The sequence below is a fragment of the Mycobacterium sp. 852002-30065_SCH5024008 genome (assembly GCF_001665645.1).
In the GTDB taxonomy this organism is placed as follows: domain Bacteria; phylum Actinomycetota; class Actinomycetes; order Mycobacteriales; family Mycobacteriaceae; genus Mycobacterium; species Mycobacterium paraffinicum.
This window is the reverse complement of the sequence record NZ_LZSZ01000015.1, coordinates 176,743-197,848: the sequence shown is the minus strand read 5'-3', so window position 1 is coordinate 197,848 and position 21,106 is coordinate 176,743. Positions and strand designations below refer to the sequence as shown.

The following is a 21,106-nucleotide window of genomic DNA, read 5'->3' as shown; positions in this document are numbered from 1 at the left end:
CAGCGCGTCGACGACAGCGCCCTGGTCGCCGGCGTCAACAACCGCGTCCAGCTCGCGCAACTGGGCGCCGAACTCAACCGGCGGATCGTCGCCGCCCACCAGATGGCCGGGGTGACCATCGTCGACCCCGCGACCACCTGGATCGACGTCGACGTCACGATCGGCCGCGACACCGTCATCCACCCCGGCACCCAGCTGCTGGGCCGCACCCAGCTCGGCGGCCACTGCGTCGTCGGCCCCGACACCACGCTCACCGACGTCACCGTCGGCGACGGCGCATCGGTGGTGCGCACCCACGGCACCTCGTCGGCCATCGGCGCCGGCGCCACGGTCGGCCCCTTCACCTACCTGCGGCCCGGGACGGTGTTGGGCGACGACGGCAAGCTCGGCGCGTTCGTCGAGACCAAGAACTCGACGATCGGCACCGGCACGAAAGTTCCGCACCTGACCTACGTCGGCGACGCCGACATCGGCGAGCACAGCAACATCGGAGCGTCCAGCGTCTTCGTCAACTACGACGGCACCAACAAGCGGCGCACTACGATCGGCTCGCACGTGCGCACCGGGTCGGACACCATGTTCGTCGCCCCGGTGACGGTCGGGGACGGGGCGTACACCGGCGCGGGAACCGTGGTCCGCGACGACGTCCCCCCGGGCGCACTGGCGGTGTCCGCCGGACCGCAACGCAACATCGAGGGCTGGGTGCAGCGCAAACGGCCGGGCAGCGCGGCCGCCGAAGCGGCCGAAAAGGCCACCCGAAAACCAGCCGGGGCCACCGGCGACACATCCGAGCCCGAATCGACATCGTGACTTTGGTATCTGGTAACCCGGCCACATTTCCGTACCATTCGCTACGTACGATTGGCCATCCACTTCTGATCCGAACGGCGAGGGCAGCGCGTTGAGCCACGACTGGACCGACAACCGCAAAAACCTGATGCTCTTCTCCGGCCGTGCACACCCGGAGTTGGCCGAGCAGGTGGCAAAGGAGCTCGACGTCCACGTCACCGCTCAGACGGCGCGGGAGTTCGCCAACGGCGAGATCTTCGTCCGGTTCAACGAGTCGGTCCGCGGGTGCGACGCGTTCGTCCTGCAGTCGGCCCCGGCGCCGGTGAACGACTGGCTGATGGAACAGCTGATCATGATCGACGCGCTCAAGCGGGGCAGCGCCAAGCGGATCACCGCCGTCATGCCGTTCTACCCCTACGCCCGCCAGGACAAGAAGCATCGCGGCCGCGAACCGATCTCGGCGCGACTGGTCGCCGACCTGCTCAAGACGGCGGGCGCCGACCGGATCGTGACCGTGGACCTGCACACCGACCAGATCCAGGGTTTCTTCGACGGCCCGGTCGACCACATGCGCGGGCAGAACCTGCTCACCGGCTACATCCGGGACAACTACCCGGACGGAAACATGGTGGTCGTCTCCCCAGACTCCGGGCGGGTGCGCATCGCCGAGAAGTGGGCCGACGCATTGGGTGGCGTCCCGCTGGCCTTCATCCACAAGACCCGGGATCCTCGGGTGCCCAACCAGGTGGTGTCCAACCGCGTCGTCGGCGAGGTGCAGGGCAGGACCTGCGTGCTGATCGACGACATGATCGACACCGGCGGCACCATTGCCGGCGCTGTGCAGCTGTTGCGCGATGACGGCGCCGCCGACGTCATCATCGCGGCCACCCACGGCGTGCTGTCCGACCCGGCCGCCGAGCGGCTCGCGGCCTCGGGTGCTCGCGAGGTGATCGTCACCAACACGCTGCCGATCGGCGAGGAGAAGCGCTTCCCCCAGCTCACCGTCCTGTCCATCGCGCCGCTGTTGGCCAGCACCATTCGCGCCGTCTTCGAAAACGGCTCCGTCACGGGGCTATTCGACGGGGACGCCTAGTGGCTGCACGGCCAGGCGAGGCGGTCATCTACCACAATCCCCGGTGCAGCACCTCGCGAAACACGTTGGATCTCTTGCGCGACAGTGGGTTCGAGCCGACCATCGTCGAGTACTTGAAGGACCCGCCGTCGCGCGACGAACTGGTGCAGATGATCAACGACGCCGGGATCGACGTGCGCACCGCGGTGCGCAAGCGGGAATCGCTGTACTCCGAGCTCAATCTCGCCGATGCGACCGACGACCAGTTGCTCGACGCCATGGTCGAACACCCGATCCTGATCGAACGACCGTTCGTCGTCACGCAGAAGGGCACCCGGCTGGCTCGGCCGGTCGACACGGTCCGCGAGATTCTGTGAGACGTGCCTGCGCGGCCGCGGCCATTGCGCTGACGCTGCCAGCGGTGGCGTGCAGTCCGAAAACGCCCGACTATCAATCGATCTGGTCCACGACGCCGACAACCACGACCACCACGACACGGGTGGCCAAGCCCGTGCCGCTGTCGCAATATCTGCAGAACATCGGCGTGACCGGCGAGCAAGTCGCGCCGGGCAACCTGCCCGACCTGACGGTGTCGATACCGACTCCCCCGGGCTGGTCGGTGGCGAACAATCCGCACATCTCCCCGAAGACGCTGATGATCTCCAAGGGCGGCAAGTATCCGACCGCCAGACTCGTGGTGTTCCTCCTGCACGGCGACTTCGATGCCGCCCAGGTGATCCAGCACGGCAACGACGACGCCCAATTGTTCGAGGACTTCAAGCAGCTGGACGCCTCGACGACGCCCTACAACGGCTTCCCCTCGTCGATGATTCAGGGCAGCTACGACTTGGATGGCACACGGCTGCACAGCTTCAACCGGATCGTCATCGCCACCGGTTCCCCGCCCGCCAAGCAGCGATACCTGGTTCAGCTGACCATTACCGGCCTGGCCAACGAGGCGGTCGCGCAGTCGACCGACATCGAGGCGATCATGCGAGGATTTGTCGTCGCGGCGAAGTGACTGGCCACGTCTGCGCCACTTCGGTCACCTCGATCACTGCGCGAAGGACTCCGTGTTTTGCCCGCCTCCGAGCGACAACTGGACGAGCTGGACGCGCGAGGCAATGCCGAGCTTGGCGTAGACGTGGGTCAGGTGCGTCTGCACCGTGCGCGGTGAGATGAACAGCCGTGTGCCGATCTCCTTGTTGCCCAAGCCTTCTCTGACCAGACGCACAACATCGCTTTCCATAGGCGTCAGCGAAGCCCAACCACTCGCAGGCCGTTTACGCTCGCCCCGTCCGCGGCGCGCGAAGGCGATGGCCTCCTCGGCGGACAGCGCCGCACCTTCAGCCCACATAAGGCCAAAATCGTTCTCGCCCAAACCGTTGCGGGCCGTCGCCACCGTACTGCCGTAGCCGGGTTCATACATCGGGTAACGGGCATGCCCCATTCGCTGCCGGATGCCGTCCGATGCGCCTAACAGGCGCGCCGCATATGCGTGATTGCCACCTTCGACCGCGAGGCGGGCCAGGCACTCCAGTGTGTCTGCCACGCGCATATATCCCCGGGAACGAGTGGCGGCCACAAGGGCTTCGTGAACATCACGCTCGGCCTGGTCCGGCTCACCTTGCTCGATCGCGACAAAAGCGCGAACGGTGCACGCGACCACTTGGTGCCAGCCTGGTGCCACGCCGACGCAGTCGTCGGCCCAGCTGCGTGCACTGATCAAATCACCGCACGCCAGTGCGGCCTCTGCCAATGGATTGATGCTTCTGATGAACACTTCGCGCGCGGGCACGGTGTGTTGCCATGCCCCTTTTGCGGCGTCCCAGGCTCGGGCGGCGTCGCCGGCCGCCAGCGCAGCCTGCGCGGAGACCGCACTCACCGTGTCCGCCCACTGACCACCCAGCGCCTCGCCGATGACTCGGGCGGATTCGATCGCCGTTTGAGCGGAAACCGCCTGTCCTTGGTGAGTGAGGACCACGGTTCGAGCCACGTCGCCGAAGACTTTCATCGGCTTGTCCCCGGCCGCTTCGGCCTCTTCGACCAGGTCAGCTGCGACCCGAGCCGCGTAGCCCAGGTTTCCCTGCATCATCAGCGAGATGCAGAGCCACGCTCGGGAGTGACGCGAGAAAAACCCGAAGCCTAGCGTGTCGGCGATGTCACGCCCTTCCTCGGCCGCGGCGCGCGCGCCGGTCGGTTCACCTGCCAAGGAGCCCGTGGTTGCTCGGTAACTGAGAATTTGGCACAGGATCCAGCGATCACCGGCCGCGCGGGCCAGTTCCGTGGCCTCGGCAAGGTAGCAGTCGGCCAGCTCCGGGTTATAGAAGGCGACGGTCGCGCACCCCATCAGGACCCGTGCGAGCAGCGCCGGGTCTTCGAGTTCGCGCGCGGCAGCCAGGGCGTCCCTTGCCCGATCCTCATTGGCGGGGACGACCGCCCACCCAGTGAGCGTGCTCTGATCGGCCACCGCGCCGATCCACACCGCCGATTCGACCTCCGAGCAGCGGTCGTCGCTCAACACCAACTCGAACGCGGCCAGCCCTTCACGGAAACGACCGCAAGCTATCCAGACCCGCTGCAGCGTCGACACCAGCCGCAGCGCCGTCTCGAGTTCGGAATTCTCGCGGCTCCACATGAATGCCGCCCGCAGGTTGTCGATCTCGGTTTGCGCCCAGACCAACAGCAACTCGTCGTCGGCATCGCGGCACGACTCCAACTTGGCCGCGGTGGCGGTGTAGTAATCGCGGTGACGGGTGCGCACCTCGTCGGCCTCGCCGGACTCGCCGAGCTTTTCCTGCGCATATTGGCGCACCGTCTCCAACAACCGATACCGCATCCCGTCGCCGGTGTCGTCGGCGACCACCAGTGATTTGTCGACCAGCAGGCTGAGTTGGTCCACCAGTTGGTAACGCTCCACTTCGCTGTCGGCGCCGACCGCCTGGGCGGCGTCCAGGTCGAACCCTCCGGCGAACGCCGCGAGCCGGCGAAACAAGACCCGCTCCGGTTCGGTGAGCAGCGCATGCGACCAGTCCACGGAGGCCCAGAGTGTCTGTTGGCGACGCACCGCGGTACGCGCACCCCCCGTCAGCAGCCGGAATCTATCGTGCAGACTGTCCGCGATCTGCGCCGGCGACAACGCACGAACCCGCGCGGCGGCCAGCTCGATCGCCAACGGCATACCGTCCAGCCGCCGGCAGATCTCTTCGACCACCGCGGTGTTGTCCGCGGTTATGGCGAATTCGGGGCGGGCCCGCCGGGCACGGTCGGCGAATAGTTCCACGGCCTCGTCGGCAACATTCAACGACGGAACGCGCCAGCTCAACTCGCCGGGCACGCCGAGTGGCTCGCGGCTCGTGGCCAAGACCGTCAGCTGCGGGCAGGCCGCGAGCAATTCGATGACCAGGGTCCCGCACGCGTCCAGCAAGTGCTCACAATTGTCGAGCAGCAGCAGCATCTTTTTTTCGCTGAAGAACCGTTGCAGCAACTCCATCGTGGAGCGACCCGGCTGATCGGGCAGGCCTAGGCTACGGGCCACGGTCACCGGTGCTACCGCCGAATTGGTGATCGGTGCCAGGTCGATGTACCACACCCCGTCATAAAACTCGCGTGTCAGCAGTGAGGTGAGTTCCATCCCAAGACGGGTCTTGCCCGCTCCTCCGGCACCGGTCAAGGTCACCAGCCGGTTCTCGACCACCAACTGACGCAACTCCGTCACCTGTGCCTGGCGCCCAACAAAAGTCGTCAGCTGGGCCGGCAGGTTGTGCGACACCGCGATCTGGCGGACCCGAAGCGGCGGGAAGTCGTTGCGCAAATCCGCGTGGCACAGTTGCACGACGCGTTCGGGGCGTGGCAGATCACGCAGCGGATAACTGCCCAAGTCGGCCAACCACACACCGTCGGGTAGCCGATCGACAATCAACGATTCGGTCGCGCTCGACAACACCGTCTGCCCGCCGTGGGCAAGGTCGCGCAGTCGCGCGGTGCGGTTGATGGTGGGGCCCGCGTAGTTGCTGTCGTCGCGCAACTGTATTTCGCCGGTATGTATCCCGATGCGCACCTGGATCGGCGCCAATGGGGCCCGCTGCAGCTCCAGCGCGCATGCCACCGCGTCGGACGCCCGGGCGAACGCGGCCACAAAGCTGTCACCCTCGCCCTGTTCGAGCGGCCGCACCCCGTCATGAACACCGACCGATTCGTTCACAGCCGTGTTCAGCCGAGCGAGCGCATCGGTCATCTGCGCGGGCTGGGTTTCCCATAGCCGCGTCGAGCCCTCGACATCGGCCAACAGCAACGTCACCGTTCCGGTCGGCAGCAAATCGCTCACGCCAAAATCGCTCCAGGTTAGCGGAGGTTTCTTCGCACTTTGGCTCATGCTAGCCAGGATCGCGTCCTCGGCGAGGCAAAACATCGGCCATAGCGCGCAGTGCAGCATCGACCAGCACCGGGATCTACGACCCCCCGGGCGCACATCTACGCGCTGCGGCGGATGGTCTTCGTCTCCCGCTCCCCGATAGTCGACTCAACGCCGACCGAGGAGACCGCCATGACCACCGTCCAAACCAGCGAGTGCCCGAACGTGTTCGACGCCGGGGTGCCCTTCTTTTGCTATGACCACCTCACCGATCCCGACGAGGCGCATCGCGCCATCGCCGCCGCCCGTGAGCAGTCCCCGATCGCCATGGGGCCGCGCGGGCCGGAGGTACTGGGCTACGAAGTGGTCCACCAGGTGCTGCGGGATCCTCGCTTCATCACCGCCCACGGCCTCGGACTCGACCTGCAAGGCGTCACCTCCGGGCCGTTGTGGGACAGGGCGACCGCCAACATCCTCGGACTCGACGGTGCCCAGCACCACCGGCTGCGCCGGCTGGTATCCAAGGCGTTCGCGCCGCGTGGTGCCGAGCGGCTGCGTTCGCTGATCGTCGAGGTGATCAACGGCTTGGTCGATCCGCTGACCGAGGTCGGGCACTGCGACGTCGTCTCCGACATCTCCCGCCGCTACCCCACCCCGATCATCTGCGCCCTGCTCGGTGCGCCGCCCGAGGACTGGCAGCTGTTCTCCGACTGGACCGACGACATCAAGAAACTGTTCGACTGGAACGTCGCCGAGGACGGTCCGGCGATCCTGGCCGCCTGGGACCAGCTCGACGCCTACCTCGAAGACCTGATCGCCCGCCGGCGCGCATCACTGACCGACGACCTCGTCTCAGACCTCATCCGCGCCGAGGACGACGGCGACCGGCTCACCCACGACGACCTACTCATGCTGTGCGGCACGCTGCTGGGGGCCGGCACCGACACCACGCGCAACCAGCTCGCGGCGGCGGTGCAGGCGCTCTGCGCACACCCCGACCAATGGGCGTTGCTCGCCCGGCGTCCCGAGCTGGCGGCCAACGCGGTTCACGAGCTGATGCGTTACTGGCCGATCATTCTCGGCACCATCCGGCGGGCCGCCGAAGACGTCGACCTGGCCGGGATTCGCATCCCCGCAGGCACGCTCGTGCTGGCCAACACCGCCGCGGCCAACCGCGACCCGAGTGTCTACGACCGCCCGGACCACCTCGACATCACCCGCGAGGGCGCCGCGCCCATGCTCACCTTCGGCGGCGGCGTGCACTACTGCCTCGGCGCCCACCTGGCGCGCTTGGAGCTGACAGAGGCGCTTCGCGTCATCACCCAGCGCATGCCCAATCCCCGCGCAGCCGGCCCCGCGCGGTGGAGGGCCATCACCGGCATCACCGGGCCCACCACGGTGCCGCTGGAGTTCGACACCGGGCACTGAGGGAGTCCTATTAGGCTCGTCAGCCATGACCAACTGGACCGCCGCAGACCTGCCGTCGTTCGCCGGGCGCACCGTGATCGTCACCGGAGCCAACAGCGGGCTCGGCGCGGTGACCGCCCGCGAGCTGGCGCGGCGTGGCGCCACGCTCGTCATGGCGGTCCGCGACGTTCGCAAGGGCGAGAAGGCCGCGCTGCAGATCCGGGGTTCGCACACCGGCCCGGTCGAGGTGCGCGCACTCGACTTGCAGAATCTGTCGTCGGTGCGGGAGTTCGCCGACGGCGTCGACAAGGTCGACGTGCTGATCAACAACGCGGGCATCATGGCCGCCCCGTACGCCCGGACCGTCGATGGGTTCGAGAGCCAGATCGGCACCAACCACCTCGGCCACTTCGCCCTGACCAACCTGCTGCTGCCCAAGCTCACCGACCGGGTGGTCACGGTGTCGTCGATGGCGCACTGGCCGGGGCGGATCAGCCTCGACGACCTGAACTGGGAGCGGCGGCGATACTCGCCCTGGCTGGCCTACAGCCAGTCCAAGCTCGCGAACCTGCTGTTCACCAGCGAGCTGCAGCGACGCCTGGACGCGGCCGGTTCGACGCTGCGCGCACTGGCCGCCCACCCGGGCTACTCGCACACCAACCTGCAGGGCGCCTCGGGCCGCAAGCTGGGCGACGCACTGATGTCGGCCGTCACCCGGGTGGTGGCCACCGACGCAGACTTCGGCGCCCGGCAAACGCTGTACGCGGCCTCGCAGGATCTGCCGGGCGATACGTTCGTCGGCCCGCGGTTCGGTCAAACCGGTCGCACCCAAGCGGTCGGGCGCAGCCGTCGGGCGCAGGACCCGGCGATGGCGGCGGCACTGTGGAAGCTGTCTGAGCAGCTCACCGGCACCAAATTTCCGCTCTGAGGTGCGGATGCGCTAACCTGACCGGGCGTCACGGCGAGGGTGGCTGGCCAGCCAGCACCGTTATCGACGGAGACCGACGAACTGTCGCGACCCCGGCCGTGCCCCCACACTCAGGCATTGAGCACACAGGAGCGACACGATGGCCAAATCCGCAGGCAACCAACTCACCGCCACGGTGCGAACCGAGACCGGCAAGGGTGCGTCCCGCCGGGCCCGCCGCGGAGGCAAGATTCCCGCCGTGCTCTACGGCCACGGCGCCGACCCGCAGCACCTCGAGCTGCCCGGCCACGACTTCGCGGCCGTGCTGCGCCACGCGGGCACCAACGCGGTGCTGACCCTCGACATCGAAGGCAAGGAACAGCTGGCGCTGACCAAGGCGCTCGACATCCACCCGATCCGCCGCACCATCCAGCACGCCGACCTTCTCGCAGTGCGCCGCGGCGAGAAGGTCGTCGTCGAGGTCAACGTCGTCGTCGAGGGCGACGCCGTTCCCGGCACCCTGGTCACCCAGGACACCAACACCATCGAGATCGAGGCCGACGCCATGTCGATTCCCGAGCACGTGACGGTCTCGGTCGAGGACGCCGAGCCGGGCACGCAGTTCACCGCCGGGCAGATCGCCCTGCCGCGGGGCGTCAACCTGATCTCCGACCCCGAGATGCTGGTGGTGAACGTGGTCACCGCGCCGACCGCCGAGGACCTCGAGGAAGAGGGTGCGGGCGAGGTCGCCGAAGCCGAAGCGGCCCCCGCGGAAGAGGAAGCGGGCGAGGCCGAGGCCGCCGCGGACGAGTCCGAGTAGGCGGACCGCACCGTGGCCGAGCCGTTGCTGGTGGTCGGCCTGGGCAATCCCGGAGACAACTACGCTCGCACCCGGCACAACCTCGGGTTCATGGTCGCCGACCTGCTCGCCGAACGGCTCGGCTCAAAGTTCAAGGTGCACAAGCGTTCCGGCGCCGAGGTGGTCAGCGGCCGGCTGGCGGGGCACCCGGTGTTGGTGGCCAAGCCGCGCTGCTACATGAACGAGTCCGGCCGCCAGATCGGGCCGTTGGCGAAGTTCTACTCGGTGACGCCGGCTGACACCGTCGTCGTGCACGACGACCTCGACCTCGACTTCGGCCGCATCCGGCTCAAGATCGGCGGCGGCGAGGGCGGCCACAACGGGCTGCGCTCGGTGGCGTCCGCGCTGGGCACCAAGGAGTTTCAGCGGGTCCGCATCGGGATCGGCCGACCGCCGGGACGCAAAGACCCGGCGGCGTTCGTGTTGGAGAACTTCACCGCCGCCGAGCGCGGCGAGGTCCCCACCATTTGCGAGCAGGCCGCGGACGCCACCGAGTTGCTCATCGAGCTGGGGCTGGAGCCGGCGCAGAACCAGGTCCACGCCTGGTAAACGTCCCGCCGTGTGGGCGGTCGGCGCGGCCTAGGTGACCAGGGTGGCGGAGTGGGACCGGCGCAGCTTGCCCGACGGTGTCTTCGGGATGGTGCCCGGCCCGAGCACCACGACGTTGCGCGGCCGCATGTCGACCTCGGCCACCACCTCGCGGGCGACCTGGTGCTCGATGCGGCGCACCTCGGCGGGGTCCTGCCAGGCGTTGGACTCGACCGCGACGGCGAACGTCTCGCGCGAGTGGCCGGCGTCCAGGCGCACCGCGACGGCGCAACCGGGCCGCACCCCCTCGACGCGGCAGGCGGCCCGCTCGATGTCGGTGGGGTAGATATTGCGGCCCGCCATGATGATGACGTCCTTGACGCGGCCGCACACCACGACGTGACTGTCCTCGGTCATGTAGCCGAGGTCGCCGGTGTCATACCAGCCGTTTTCGTCCTGCGCCGGGATGAAACCGCCCATGGTCAGGTAGCCGGGCGTCAGCGACTCCCCGCGCAGCTCGATGACACCGACGCCGCGCGGCGGCATCACGTCGCCGTTCTCGTCGATGATGCGCGCCTCGAGGTCCTGCAGGAGCGGGCCCAGTGTCGCCAGCCTGCGGGTGTTGCCCTTGGTGGCGGGCACGGCGCGGCGCAGGGCGGCAAGCAGGTCGGCGTCGACCTCGTCGACGACCAGACCGGCGTCGCACTCCGAGAACGACACGGCCAGCGTGGTCTCGGCCATCCCGTAGGCCGGCAGGATCGCCGACGGCCGCAGCCCGTACGGCTTGCCGGCGTCGAGCAGGTCCTCCACGTCGGCGGGTTCGACGGGCTCGGCACCCGAGAGCGCGAAACGCAGGGTGGACAGGTCGAAATCGCCGGGCTTGGCGTTGCGGCGCAGCCGCTTGGCCAGCAGCGCGTAGGCGAAGTTGGGCGCCGCGGTCATGGTGCCCTTGTACTTGTCGATCAGCTTGGCCCACAGCAGCGTGTCGCGCAGGAAGTCCATCGGCGTGACCTTGACCAGCTCCGCGCCGAAGTACATCGGGATGGTGAGGAAGCCGACCATGCCCATGTCGTGGAAGCAGGGCAGCCAGCTGACCATGACGTCCTTGTCGACGTCGTACTGGGCGCCGATGAACATGGCCTCGGCGTTGGAGTGGATGTTGCGGTGGGTGATCTGCACGGCCTTGGGCGATCCGGTCGATCCGGACGTCAGCTGCATCAGCGCCAGGTCGTCCTCGCCGACCTCGATCGGGTCGATCGGCTCCGAGGCCAGCAGGTCGGCGACGGTGAGGACCTTGACGCCCTTCTCCTCGAGCACCGGGATGGCCACCAGGAAGGGCTCGGAGACGATGACGGCCTTGGCCTCGATCATGCCGATGACGGTCATGGTGTCCTCGGCCCACACGACCAGGTCGGTGCGCGGCGTGGGCTGGTGCAGCATGGTCAGGCTGGCCCCGCGCATCCACAGGCCCTGGGCCGTCGGGGCGATCTCCACCGGGAAGCCGGCGAGCACGCCGACCGCGTCGCCCAGGCCGATGTCGGCGGCGGCCAGGCCGCCCGCGATGCGACGGGCGCGTTCGTGGACCTCGCCCCAGGTGTGCCGGACCGGTTCGTGCGGTTCACCGGTGACCATGCCCGTCGTCGCGTTCCGGGCATTGCGGTACATCTTCTCGGTAAACCTGCTCACGCAAACCTCCTCGATTCCGGCGCTTGGCGCAACGCCCGGGATTTCATATTCCGCCCACTGGGTAACGCTTCGGAACAGGCGCGCAAACACAGTCGGGCAGCGGTTAGGTCTCGAATCGGCGATGAGTCGGCTACCTGCCGTTCGGCCGGCGCATAAGCGCGAAGCGGGCCCGAAAACCGCCGGTGGGCCCGAAGCATCAGTCGCCCGCCGGAGACCCCGGCGGACGACGATAATGAGTGATCTTGCTCAGCGCGACTCGTCACCGCGCATATCTTAAACTCCTCTTAGGGAACAGCCCAAACGAATCCAAATTTTGGGTTGTTTTTCACACTTCGGTGGGCGTCGGCACCACACGCGCCCCCACGACCGGCCCACTGGCGACCCGTACCGTGCGGCAGACGCCCGCCCCGGACAGCTGGGCGCCCACGTCGACCGCCGAGGCGGCCGAGGCGCACAGGAAGGCGCATGTCGGGCCCGAGCCGGACACGATGCTCGCCAGCGCACCGGCCTCGACCCCGGCGTGCAGGGTCCGGCGCAGCTTCGGATTCAGGCTCACCGCGGCCGCCTGCATCTCGTTGCCCAGCAGTGACGCCAGCTGTTCCGGGTCGCCCGCGGCCAAGGCCGCCAGCACCGGGCCCGGGCCGGCAAGCCGCGGCGGGTCCCCCGCCTCCCGCAGCCGGTCCAGCTCGACGAACACCGCCGGGGTCAGCAACTCGCCGTCGGCGAAGGCCAACACCCAGTGGAAGGTGTTGCGCGACAACACGGTGGCCAACTCCTCGCCGCGGCCGGTGCCCAGCGCGGTGCCGCCGTGCAGGGCGAAGGGCACGTCGCTACCCAGCCGTGCGGCAAGCATGCGCAGGTCGCGCCGGGGCACGTTGAGCTCCCACAGCGAGTTCATCGCGACCAGCACCGCGGCCGCATCGGCACTGCCGCCGGCCATCCCGCCGGCCACCGGAATGGATTTGTCGATCATGATCGACACGTCGGGCGCCCGGCCGACGTGTTCGGCCATCAGTTCGGCGGCCTGCCAGGCGAGGTTGCGTTCGTCGGTGGGCAGTGTGTCGGCGCCCTCGCCGACGAGCTCGAGCGACAGCACGTCGGCGTTGCGGACCGTCACCTCGTCGAGCAGGGAGATGGCCTGGAAAACGGTGGTGAGCTCGTGATAGCCATCTTCGCGGCGGTCGCCGACCGCCAGATAGAGGTTGACCTTTCCGGGCACCCGAACGGTGACCGACCCGGTGGGCAACCACTGGGCGGCGGTATTGCCGTCAGATGCGGACACCGCAGCAGACTATCGCTGCCGCCGGTCAAGTACACGCAGCGGCGCCGCAATCAGCTCGGGGAATGCTGCTGTTCGGCCGCGGGCGGCCCGGCCGTGGCGGTGGTGTCGGCCGGGTCGGCCGATCGCCTCAACAGCCGCACAAAGTCCTCAATGGACAGGGTCTCACCGCGACGGGCCGGGTCGATGCTGGCGGCCAACAGCCTGTTCGCCGACTCGTTGCCCGAGCCGGCCCACTCCGCGAACGCGTTGCGAGTCGTCTTGCGCCGCTGCGCGAACGCGATGTCCACCAGCTGGAATACCTGACGCCGGAAGGCTTCGTCGGTGGGCCACCGCGGGGTGGCGTGGCGGTCGATGCGAACCAGCCCGGAATAGACGCGCGGAATCGGCCAGAAGACCGTCGGCGACACCATGCCGCAGCGCCGAACCGCGCCGAAGAAGCGGACCTTGACGCTTGGCACGCCGTATTCCTTGCCACCCGGATCGGCGGCCAGCCGTTCGGCCACCTCCGCCTGCACCATGACGGTCACGGTCTGAATGGACGGGAATTCGGCGAGCAGATGCAAGATCGCCGGCACCGCGACGTTGTAAGGCAGGTTGGCGACGACGGCGTTGGGCTGGGCGGCCAACTCGTCATTCCGAAGTGTCAGGACGTCGCGGTTGAGCACGGTGAGCCGGTTGATCTCGCTGCGCGAGTGCTCGGCGACGGTTTGCGGCAGCCGATCGGCCAGCACCGGGTCGATCTCGACGGCGGTGACGGTGGCGCCGCGGTCGAGCAGGGCCAGCGTGAGTGAGCCCAGTCCGGGGCCCACCTCGAGGACGTGGTCGGAACGGCCGATCCCGGAAGTCGAGACGATCCGGCGGACTGTGTTGGCGTCGTGAACGAAGTTTTGCCCGAGGGATTTCCGTGGGCGAAGGTCAAGTTCTTTGGCAAGCCGCCTGATCTCGGTGCGACCGAGCAGCCGGATGGTCAGTTGGCACCAGCTCTTCCGCTGCACACCGGCCACGCGCCCCAACCCTGGCGCTCTCGGGTCACCTCGGCGATGGTGATCTGTTCTTCGCGGGTGGCCAGGTCGGCGCGCGAAGCGAACCGCAGCCCGCCGTTGCGCTCCCAGGTGCCCTGGTCGAACTGGACACCGCCGTAGTAGCCGTTGCCGGTGTTGATCGCCCAGTTCCCGCCGGCCTCGCAGCCCGCGATCGCGTCCCAGATGGATCCGTTGGTGACCGGTGGCACATCGGTGCCGGGCCGGGTGCCCACCCGCACCACGGCCTCACGGGCCGGGGTGATCACGGTGTTGGCGATCGGCAACCGGCCGGTCTCGACCCCGTTGACCGTGGCCACCGCGAACGTGACGTCCTGGGTGCCCGGGGCGCCCGGGTCTTCGACCACCTGGCGACTCATGTTCATGTCCGGGTCCTCGACCCGACGGGCATTCGGCGGCAACGGCATCCGCTCGGTAACCCGCTGGATCCGGTTACGGGTCACCTGGATTTCCATGCCGTCGACGATGGGCGACGCCGCGTTGGGCACCGCCTGATCCCCCTCGAGGAGCGGCGCGCCGGCGGCGCTGAGCAGCCCCCCGACGTTCGGTGCCGGCAGGTGGACCGTGCGGGTCGCGCCGCCGTCGTTGATGCGGACCGTCTTCGCGCTGACGACGGGCAGCGCCATCCCGGCCAGCGGGACCCGGCTGCCACGGGAGGCCGCCGCGGGTGCGGTGTCGGTCATGGCGAGTTGGGCCAGCGCCTCGTCGACGGTCGACGCCGTCGTCCACACCTGCTTGGTGTCGTGGCCGTCCAGCGAGATCTGCAGCGGCCGGCTGCGCCGCAGCACGATGTTGGCGGCGTCGTGCACCTTGACGTCTCCGGCGGGGTACAGGTCGTCGCGCTCGTCGACGGCGAAGCCGTTCTCTTGGACGATGTCGATCACCCGCGACTTCATGGTCGTCACCCGCATCGCGATCCCGTCGACGGTCAGCGTCACGGTCTTAGCCGCGGAGACCGCGTACCCACCGGCGAATGCCAGAACTATTAGCAGTCCTCCGACAACGAGCCGCAACATCGGAGATGGGGTCTGATGAAGTTTTGTTAATACAGTCAACGCGCGTCTATCCCGACCACAGCAAGCTCTCCAACGACCTAATCAGCACCTAGCGACAAATAAGGGCCCGTAGGCCCCACCCTTTCGATCACAAGACGGTAACGAACCGGCCAATGTTGAGCAACTCCGGCGCGAGTTTGCTTACGGAATCGCCAAGTTCGGCGTGTTAACCGTGGTCCAGTCCGTAGACCCGCCTCGCGTTGTTCGTGGTGGCCTGTGCCAGCTCTTCGGCTGGACGACCGACCAGTTCTGCGACCGCTCGCACAGTATAGGGAAGGCAGTACGGCTCGTTCGGCGCCCCGCGGTAGGGGTGCGGCGTCAGGAACGGCGCATCGGTTTCCACCAGCAGCTGCTCCAGCGGTATCAACGGAACGGCTTCCCGCAGGTCGCGGGCGTTGCGGAAGCTCGCCGTCCCGGACAGGCTGAGCAACCATCCGGCGTCCACGCAGCGGCGGGCCATCGCGGCATCCGACGAGAAGCAGTGGAAGATCACGGCGTCGGGGGCGCCCTCGGCCGCCAGCACGTCCAGCACCTCGGCGTCGGCGTCCCGGTTGTGGATCATCAGGGGTTTCCCGCACCGCTTGGCCAGGTCGATATGCCATGCGAAGGCTTCCCGCTGCGTCTCCGGGGCCGCGCAACCGTCCAGGCGCCCGGGCCAATACAGGTCCAGGCCGGTCTCGCCGACGGCCACCACCCTGGGATGCGCCACCAGCCGTTCGATCTCGGCGCGCGCGTCGTCGTCCAGCGCGTCGGTGCGGGTCGGATGCAGCGCCACCGCGGCATACACCCGCGGATCCCATTCGGCGGCCCGGGTCACCCACCGCGCCGAGTCCAGGTCGTCGGCGATGCTGACCACCGCCCTCACCCCGACCGCCGCGGCGCGGTCCACGATGGCGCGCACGTCCTCCGCGTCGCGCGCACCGCAGGCGTCGAGGTGAGTGTGGGCGTCGACCAGGGGTGCCAGCGGTTCCGGCGCGGGCGGGGCTTCTCGTTCTCGTCGGTTGGAGCTCACGCGCACACAATAAGGTGGACTCTCGATGAGGCCCTTCTACGTCACGACCGCGATCACGTACCCCAACGGCGATCCGCACGTCGGCCATGCCTACGAGTACATCGCCACCGACGCCATCGCCCGGTTCAAGCGACTCGACGGCTTCGACGTGCGTTTCCTGACCGGCACCGACGAGCACGGCCTCAAAATGGTCGAGACGGCGGCGGCGGAAGGCGTACCGACCGCCGAGCTCGCGCGGCGCAACTCCGACGCGTTCCAACGGCTGCAGGAGAAGCTGAACATCTCCTTCGACCGGTTCATCCGGACCACCGACGCCGACCATCACGAAGCGTCCAAGGCGATCTGGCGGCGGATGGAGGCGGCGGGCGACATCTACTTGGACAGCTACTCCGGCTGGTACTCGGTGCGCGACGAGCGTTTCTTCGTCGAATCCGAGACCGCCCTGGTCAATGGGACCCGGGTCGCCGTCGAGACCGGCACGCCGGTGACCTGGACCGAGGAGCAGACCTACTTCTTCCGGTTGTCGGCGTATGCCGACAGATTGTTGGCCCACTATGACGCCAATCCGGAATTCATCGCGCCCGAGGGTCGGCGCAACGAGGTGGTCAGCTTCGTCTCCGGCGGCCTGCGCGACCTGTCGATCTCGCGCACCTCATTCGACTGGGGCGTGAAGGTACCCGATCATCCCGACCACGTCATGTACGTCTGGGTCGACGCGCTGACCAATTACCTGACCGGGGTGGGCTACCCCGACACCGAGTCGGATTTGTTCCGGCGCTACTGGCCCGCCGATCTGCACATGATCGGCAAGGACATCATCCGTTTCCACACCGTCTACTGGCCGGCGTTTCTGATGTCCGCCGGGATCGAGTTGCCGCGAAGGGTTTTCGCGCACGGGTTCCTGCTTAACCGTGGCGAGAAGATGAGCAAATCGGTGGGCAATATCGTTGACCCAGTTGCCCTGATCGATACCTTCGGCGTGGACCAGCTCCGCTACTTCCTGTTGCGGGAGGTCCCGTTCGGCCAGGACGGCAGCTACAGCGAAGACGCCATCATCACCCGGATCAACACCGATCTGGCCAACGAGCTGGGCAATCTGGCCCAACGATCGCTGTCCATGGTGGCCAAGAATCTGGACGGAGTGGTGCCGCTCCCCGGCGAATTCACCGCCGACGACACCGACCTGCTCGACATCGCCGACGGCCTGCTCGATCGTGTTCGCGCCGAATTCGACAGTCAGGCAATGCATCTGGCGCTGGAGGCGATCTGGCTGATGCTGGGTGCGGCTAACAGATACTTCTCGGCTCAGCAGCCGTGGGTGCTGCGCAAGAGCGAGTCGGAAGCGGACCAGAAGCGATTCGCGACAGTGCTTTACACCACGTGCGAAGCGGTTCGCATCGCGGCGCTGTTGATTCAGCCGGTGATGCCCGACTCGGGGGGCAAGCTGCTCGATCTGCTCGGCCAACCGCCCGAGCGGCGCAGCTTCGACGCCATCGGCACCCGGCTGGCCTCCGGCACGGCACTGCCGGCGCCGACCGGCGTCTTCCCGCGCTACCAAGTCGACTAGCCGCCCCGGCTCCGGCCGCTGTCAGCAATACCAACCCGCACTTGCGTTTGTGCGAATAGCAACGCTAGCGCTCATATCGGCGCTAGTATGGGTGTATGGCTATCGAAGACCGCAGGGCACGCGAACGAGCTGCCCGCCGTCGGCTGATCACCGCCACGGCGCGCAAGCTGGCCGAACAAGAAGGTTGGGACGCCGTCACCACCCGCCGGCTGTCCGCCGAGATCGAATACAGCCAACCGGTGCTCTACAAGCACTTCTCGGGCATGGAAGACATCGCGGCGTCGGTCGCCGTCGAGGGATTCGGCGAACTCGCGGACGCGCTCCGCACCGCGCGCCAGGGCGCCACCGACGGCCGGGACGCGCTGGCCCGAGTCGCCCACGCGTTCATCGGGTTCGCCCGTGACAATCCCGCACTCTTCGACGCGATGTTCACCCGCACGACAACGCTGCGGTTCGCCGCCGCGGACACCCCTGCCGAGCTGACCGCGGCCTTCGCCGAACTGCGGGCGGCGGTCGACATGGTCGCGGGCACACGGGACCCCGACACGCTGACCGAGGTGGTGTGGGCCGCGCTGCACGGCCTGGTCACCCTCGACCGCAGCGGCCGGTTGCGCCCAGACGAGCACGCCGGCCGGGTCGACATGCTGATCAGCGGGTTCTGCGACGCCAGCACACGGACGAGGTGAGGCGGTCACGCCAGCTCCAGACGCCGTCGCAGCTTTCCGAATCGAGTGCCCAAACAGGACGGCCCGCCATGTTCTGCGCGCTCATCTGGGCGAAGACCTCGTGTATAGCCTATGTTATGCGCCATAATCGGCCGGTGGAGCGACGACGTAATCGGCAACATGGGGATTCGCCGATGACGACCTTGAAGCAGCTGCCGGCACTTGTTGTGCTCGAGCGGATCCCGATTCCCGTCCTGGCCATCGAACATGACGGCGCCATCTTGTTTTCCAACGCCGCGTTCGCCGAGATGATGGGCTACGAGCCCGAGGAGGTCTTGTCGCTCCGGTTCCATCAGATCTTCCATCAGGCACCGGCCTCGGAATCGTTGTTATCGGTCGTTCACTCCCTGGCGAACATGGTCGTCGAACTGGCGCACAAGGACGGCTCGGTCGTGCGGGCCCTGATGAGCAAGTCGGCAGCGATGCGAGCCGACGACCAATTCGTCCTCGCGGCTTTCCAGGATCTGACCGAGCAGCTGTGGCAAGAGGACCGCTAGCCCTTCAGCAGCTGGTCGCGGCGGCCGTCTCGCGCCGTCCCCGGTAGCGGCCCGGCAGGCCGCCGGAGACCATCAGCCGGAAGTGGCCGAACGACGCGTCGCTGGCCACCGCCAGGCGCGGCATTTAGCCTCGCGTCCGAGCGCCTTGCTCGCGCAGCATCGGGACCGCGGGGGTGACGACGTTGCGGTGCCATCCTCGAAGGTGATCGTTCTTGATGGCCGGACGCGTCGCCACGTCCCTGATTCGCGCCATCAAGCGCCAAATGCTAACGGCGCCGCCATGATTCGCGCCGGGTGCGCCACACGATCACCCCGGCGCCGACGATGGCCACGGCGATCCAGCCCGCGCCGAACCACCACAGCCAGCCAAGATCCGAGTGGCTCTGCGACCCCGCGGCCGGGCCGGCCCCGGGCGAGTGCTCGACGGCCACCGGATCCCGCCCGCCCGGCGCGGACACCACCGCGACGCCTTTGAGCCGTTGCCAGCGCTTGTTGTCGCCACTGAGCCATCGGAGCAGCTCGTCGAGCTGCGCGGGGGCGCCGTTGGATGTCGCCACCAAAAGCGACCTTCCCTTGTTGAAAACCGTTTGGAGAGAAGCGAACCGAAGATCAGGGTCAAGCGTGAGCTTGGCGGGCTTGCCGTTGGATTCGACGGCATTGACCGTGATCGGCCCGCTGGGCCCCGCCGACACCGGCAGCGCGACATTGGAGTGATTCCATCCGTCGGCGGCGATCACGATCGCCGGATCCGACGAGTCGATCGCCTGCTGCGCACTCGTGACCGTGGTGTACAGCGGCACGGAGCTTATGCGCTGCAGGCCCACCACGATGCTGATCGCGCGCACCGTGTCGATCAACGAGTGCGCCTCGATGCCGACCTGCATCCGGGGCATCAACGACTGCGGCACCGACTGGAAGCCGTCCGGCACCGGTGGTGCGGCGGGACTGCTCTGGATAGTGCTGTCTCCGTTGATATTCACCGTCAGGAGCTGGTTACCGGGCCCGACGTTGTAGAAGTCGCCGCAGTGGCCGGTGTTGGCAGCGACGTCGAGTACCAGGTCGAGGCTCGTGTATCGCTGCAAGAGCCGATCGGGCACGTCGACCCAGCGGTCAATGGTGCCGTGGCCGTCCGTCGGCCAGTGGTCAATGGTTTCGGGGCCGATCGTCACGGCGATCTGGCCGGCGACGTTCCCCGGCGTCGGGGTGTAGGAGCCCAACAGATGCACGCGCACGTCGTGCACGGACCTGGCGAACCGGGTCTGGTCGACTCCGATCGACACCCGCGGTTGCAGCGACGTGGAGTTGAGGACCGGCTGCCCGAGCTCGCGCAGCGTGACGGCGTTGCCGGGCTGCTGCAGGCTGGGCTTGAGTTCTTCCACCGCCGCTCTGGAAGACAGAGCCAGCTGCGACACGTCGTTGAACAGCACGGCTGTGTTCGATTCATCGGACTGGCCGAGCGGTCCCGACATCAGCAGCCACGGCACCCCGGAAGCGCCCTGGAGGGAAAGGCCGTTGTCGGGGCCCTCTTTCACGACGATCTGACGTTCCAGCGGTTGCGGCGGCGTCGGGGGCGCGGCCTGCCCTTCGGCCAACGGGATCACGGCGATGTCGGGGTTCTGCCTGCCGTAGCGCGCGGCCGCGGACGCGGCCAGTTGGATCGCCGTGTCCGATTCGTTCGGTGACGGCGACTGGGGCAGGAAGATGGAGAGCTTACGCAGCACCGGTGGCAGGAAGTGGGCGACCGTAGTGGGCGGCAGTTCGACCCCGGTGTAGGTGATCGTCCCGTTGGCCAGACGCAGCGGGCTCTCCGGGTACAAGCAGTATCCGTCCAACGGCACCACGTACGAACGCAGCGTCACGGTCAACCAGTTGTCGTTGACTTCCGCGCCTGCCAGGGGAATGACGATCGGCGTCTGGTCGGCGGACGGCAGATTCAGCCGGGCAAGAGTCCGCTCACCCTGCGCCACGGTGAGCATGCCGGAGCGCAAATTGATCGGTAATTCGACGGTGGCGTTCAGTGCCGTCGGTGTCAGACCGTGCAGCACGGGCACGGTCAGCTGCTGGGTGCTTGTCACGCCCCAGAACTCCAGGGTGGGGGCGGACCCGATGTCGGTCAGCGACAGGGTCGGCGAGTCCGTCGCCGTAGCCGGGTCGCCGGGCGCACCCCACGATGCCGGAGCGCTCATCACCAATAATCCAGAGACAGCGGCGACCGCCACCGCTTTGGCCAGACGTCTCGGGTACATCACCGAAACAGTATGCATCGTTGGATGCGCGTCAAGTCCCACTTACCGAATCATCTTCTACAGGACCGCGAAAGAGGGTG

General features: G+C 67.7%; 18 protein-coding genes. 11 read left to right on the top strand and 7 right to left on the bottom strand.

Annotation, left to right across the window (positions count from 1 at the left end; genetic code table 11):
- The 4 genes from A5781_RS02185 to A5781_RS02170 form a co-directional block, all read left to right on the top strand.
- Positions 1-810, top strand: an 810-nt coding sequence (locus A5781_RS02185; protein WP_304441357.1) for a DapH/DapD/GlmU-related protein, incomplete at its 5' end; no start/stop codon positions are given.
- A gap of 91 nt (positions 811-901) precedes the next feature.
- Positions 902-1,882: a ribose-phosphate diphosphokinase gene (locus A5781_RS02180; RefSeq protein ID WP_067200445.1), complete on the top strand. Its 981-nt coding sequence runs from the start codon at positions 902-904 to the stop codon at positions 1,880-1,882.
- Positions 1,882-2,238: an arsenate reductase (glutaredoxin) gene (arsC, locus tag A5781_RS02175; RefSeq protein WP_067200442.1), complete on the top strand. Its 357-nt coding sequence runs from the start codon at positions 1,882-1,884 to the stop codon at positions 2,236-2,238. Before A5781_RS02180 ends, arsC begins: the two co-directional genes overlap by 1 nt.
- Positions 2,235-2,882, top strand: coding sequence for an LpqN/LpqT family lipoprotein (locus A5781_RS02170; RefSeq protein WP_067200438.1), 648 nt, complete (start codon positions 2,235-2,237; stop codon positions 2,880-2,882). The genes arsC and A5781_RS02170 overlap by 4 nt, the downstream gene beginning before the upstream one ends.
- Before the next feature lie 33 nt (positions 2,883-2,915).
- On the opposite strand, the gene A5781_RS02165 is transcribed toward A5781_RS02170, so the two are convergent.
- On the bottom strand, positions 2,916-6,236 hold the full coding sequence (locus A5781_RS02165; protein WP_067200514.1) for a LuxR family transcriptional regulator: 3,321 nt from the start codon (positions 6,234-6,236) through the stop codon (positions 2,916-2,918).
- Positions 6,237-6,407: 171 nt separating this feature from the next.
- On the opposite strand from A5781_RS02165, the gene A5781_RS02160 reads away from it, so the two are divergent.
- The 4 genes from A5781_RS02160 to pth all read left to right on the top strand — a co-directional run bounded on the left by A5781_RS02160 (position 6,408) and on the right by pth (position 9,937).
- Positions 6,408-7,643 carry a cytochrome P450 gene (locus tag A5781_RS02160; protein ID WP_067200510.1) on the top strand — a complete coding sequence of 412 codons (1,236 nt, stop codon included), beginning with the start codon at positions 6,408-6,410 and terminating at the stop codon, positions 7,641-7,643.
- A gap of 25 nt (positions 7,644-7,668) precedes the next feature.
- Positions 7,669-8,550: an oxidoreductase gene (locus A5781_RS02155; RefSeq protein WP_067200435.1), complete on the top strand. Its 882-nt coding sequence runs from the start codon at positions 7,669-7,671 to the stop codon at positions 8,548-8,550.
- Between the two features lie 139 nt (positions 8,551-8,689).
- Positions 8,690-9,349, top strand: coding sequence for a 50S ribosomal protein L25/general stress protein Ctc (locus A5781_RS02150; protein WP_067200431.1), 660 nt, complete (start codon positions 8,690-8,692; stop codon positions 9,347-9,349).
- 12 nt (positions 9,350-9,361) lie between these two features.
- Positions 9,362-9,937: an aminoacyl-tRNA hydrolase gene (pth, locus tag A5781_RS02145; protein ID WP_067200428.1), complete on the top strand. Its 576-nt coding sequence runs from the start codon at positions 9,362-9,364 to the stop codon at positions 9,935-9,937.
- A 30-nt stretch (positions 9,938-9,967) separates the two neighbouring features.
- Here the strand turns inward: pth and A5781_RS02140 are convergent, their stop codons facing one another.
- The 5 genes from A5781_RS02140 to A5781_RS02120 form a co-directional block, all read right to left on the bottom strand.
- Complete coding sequence (locus A5781_RS02140; RefSeq protein WP_067200507.1) at positions 9,968-11,602, bottom strand: fatty acyl-AMP ligase; 1,635 nt, start codon at positions 11,600-11,602, stop codon at positions 9,968-9,970.
- Positions 11,603-11,927: 325 nt separating this feature from the next.
- Positions 11,928-12,884 (bottom strand): 4-(cytidine 5'-diphospho)-2-C-methyl-D-erythritol kinase, encoded by a 957-nt coding sequence (locus A5781_RS02135; RefSeq protein ID WP_067200426.1) that lies wholly within the window; start codon positions 12,882-12,884, stop codon positions 11,928-11,930.
- Between the two features lie 50 nt (positions 12,885-12,934).
- Complete coding sequence (gene rsmA, locus A5781_RS02130; protein WP_067200423.1) at positions 12,935-13,888, bottom strand: 16S rRNA (adenine(1518)-N(6)/adenine(1519)-N(6))-dimethyltransferase RsmA; 954 nt, start codon at positions 13,886-13,888, stop codon at positions 12,935-12,937.
- Positions 13,852-14,979, bottom strand: coding sequence for a resuscitation-promoting factor (locus tag A5781_RS02125; protein ID WP_197503651.1), 1,128 nt, complete (start codon positions 14,977-14,979; stop codon positions 13,852-13,854). The genes rsmA and A5781_RS02125 overlap by 37 nt, the downstream gene beginning before the upstream one ends.
- 166 nt (positions 14,980-15,145) lie before the next feature.
- Positions 15,146-15,997 (bottom strand): TatD family hydrolase, encoded by an 852-nt coding sequence (locus A5781_RS02120; protein ID WP_067200416.1) that lies wholly within the window; start codon positions 15,995-15,997, stop codon positions 15,146-15,148.
- 19 nt (positions 15,998-16,016) lie between these two features.
- Between A5781_RS02120 and metG the strand changes: the two genes are divergently transcribed.
- The 3 genes from metG (at position 16,017) to A5781_RS02105 (ending at position 18,780) form a co-directional block, all read left to right on the top strand.
- On the top strand, positions 16,017-17,558 hold the full coding sequence (gene metG / locus A5781_RS02115; RefSeq protein WP_067200414.1) for a methionine--tRNA ligase: 1,542 nt from the start codon (positions 16,017-16,019) through the stop codon (positions 17,556-17,558).
- Between the two features lie 95 nt (positions 17,559-17,653).
- Positions 17,654-18,244, top strand: coding sequence for a TetR/AcrR family transcriptional regulator (locus tag A5781_RS02110; RefSeq protein WP_067200411.1), 591 nt, complete (start codon positions 17,654-17,656; stop codon positions 18,242-18,244).
- Positions 18,245-18,417: 173 nt separating this feature from the next.
- Complete coding sequence (locus A5781_RS02105; RefSeq protein WP_067200408.1) at positions 18,418-18,780, top strand: PAS domain S-box protein; 363 nt, start codon at positions 18,418-18,420, stop codon at positions 18,778-18,780.
- Between the two features lie 266 nt (positions 18,781-19,046).
- Here the strand turns inward: A5781_RS02105 and A5781_RS02100 are convergent, their stop codons facing one another.
- Positions 19,047-21,044 (bottom strand): hypothetical protein, encoded by a 1,998-nt coding sequence (locus A5781_RS02100; protein WP_067200404.1) that lies wholly within the window; start codon positions 21,042-21,044, stop codon positions 19,047-19,049.
- Positions 21,045-21,106: the final 62 nt, after the last annotated feature.

Coding starts and splice junctions, on each gene's coding strand:
- A5781_RS02110 (WP_067200411.1), top strand. CDS start 17,654: ATGGCTATCGAAGACCGCAGGGCACGCGAACGAGCTGCCCGCCGTCGG.
- A5781_RS02150 (WP_067200431.1), top strand. CDS start 8,690: ATGGCCAAATCCGCAGGCAACCAACTCACCGCCACGGTGCGAACCGAG.
- A5781_RS02160 (WP_067200510.1), top strand. CDS start 6,408: ATGACCACCGTCCAAACCAGCGAGTGCCCGAACGTGTTCGACGCCGGG.
- metG (WP_067200414.1), top strand. CDS start 16,017: ATGAGGCCCTTCTACGTCACGACCGCGATCACGTACCCCAACGGCGAT.
- A5781_RS02155 (WP_067200435.1), top strand. CDS start 7,669: ATGACCAACTGGACCGCCGCAGACCTGCCGTCGTTCGCCGGGCGCACC.
- A5781_RS02100 (WP_067200404.1), bottom strand. CDS start 21,044: ATGCATACTGTTTCGGTGATGTACCCGAGACGTCTGGCCAAAGCGGTG.
- A5781_RS02105 (WP_067200408.1), top strand. CDS start 18,418: ATGACGACCTTGAAGCAGCTGCCGGCACTTGTTGTGCTCGAGCGGATC.
- A5781_RS02165 (WP_067200514.1), bottom strand. CDS start 6,236: ATGAGCCAAAGTGCGAAGAAACCTCCGCTAACCTGGAGCGATTTTGGC.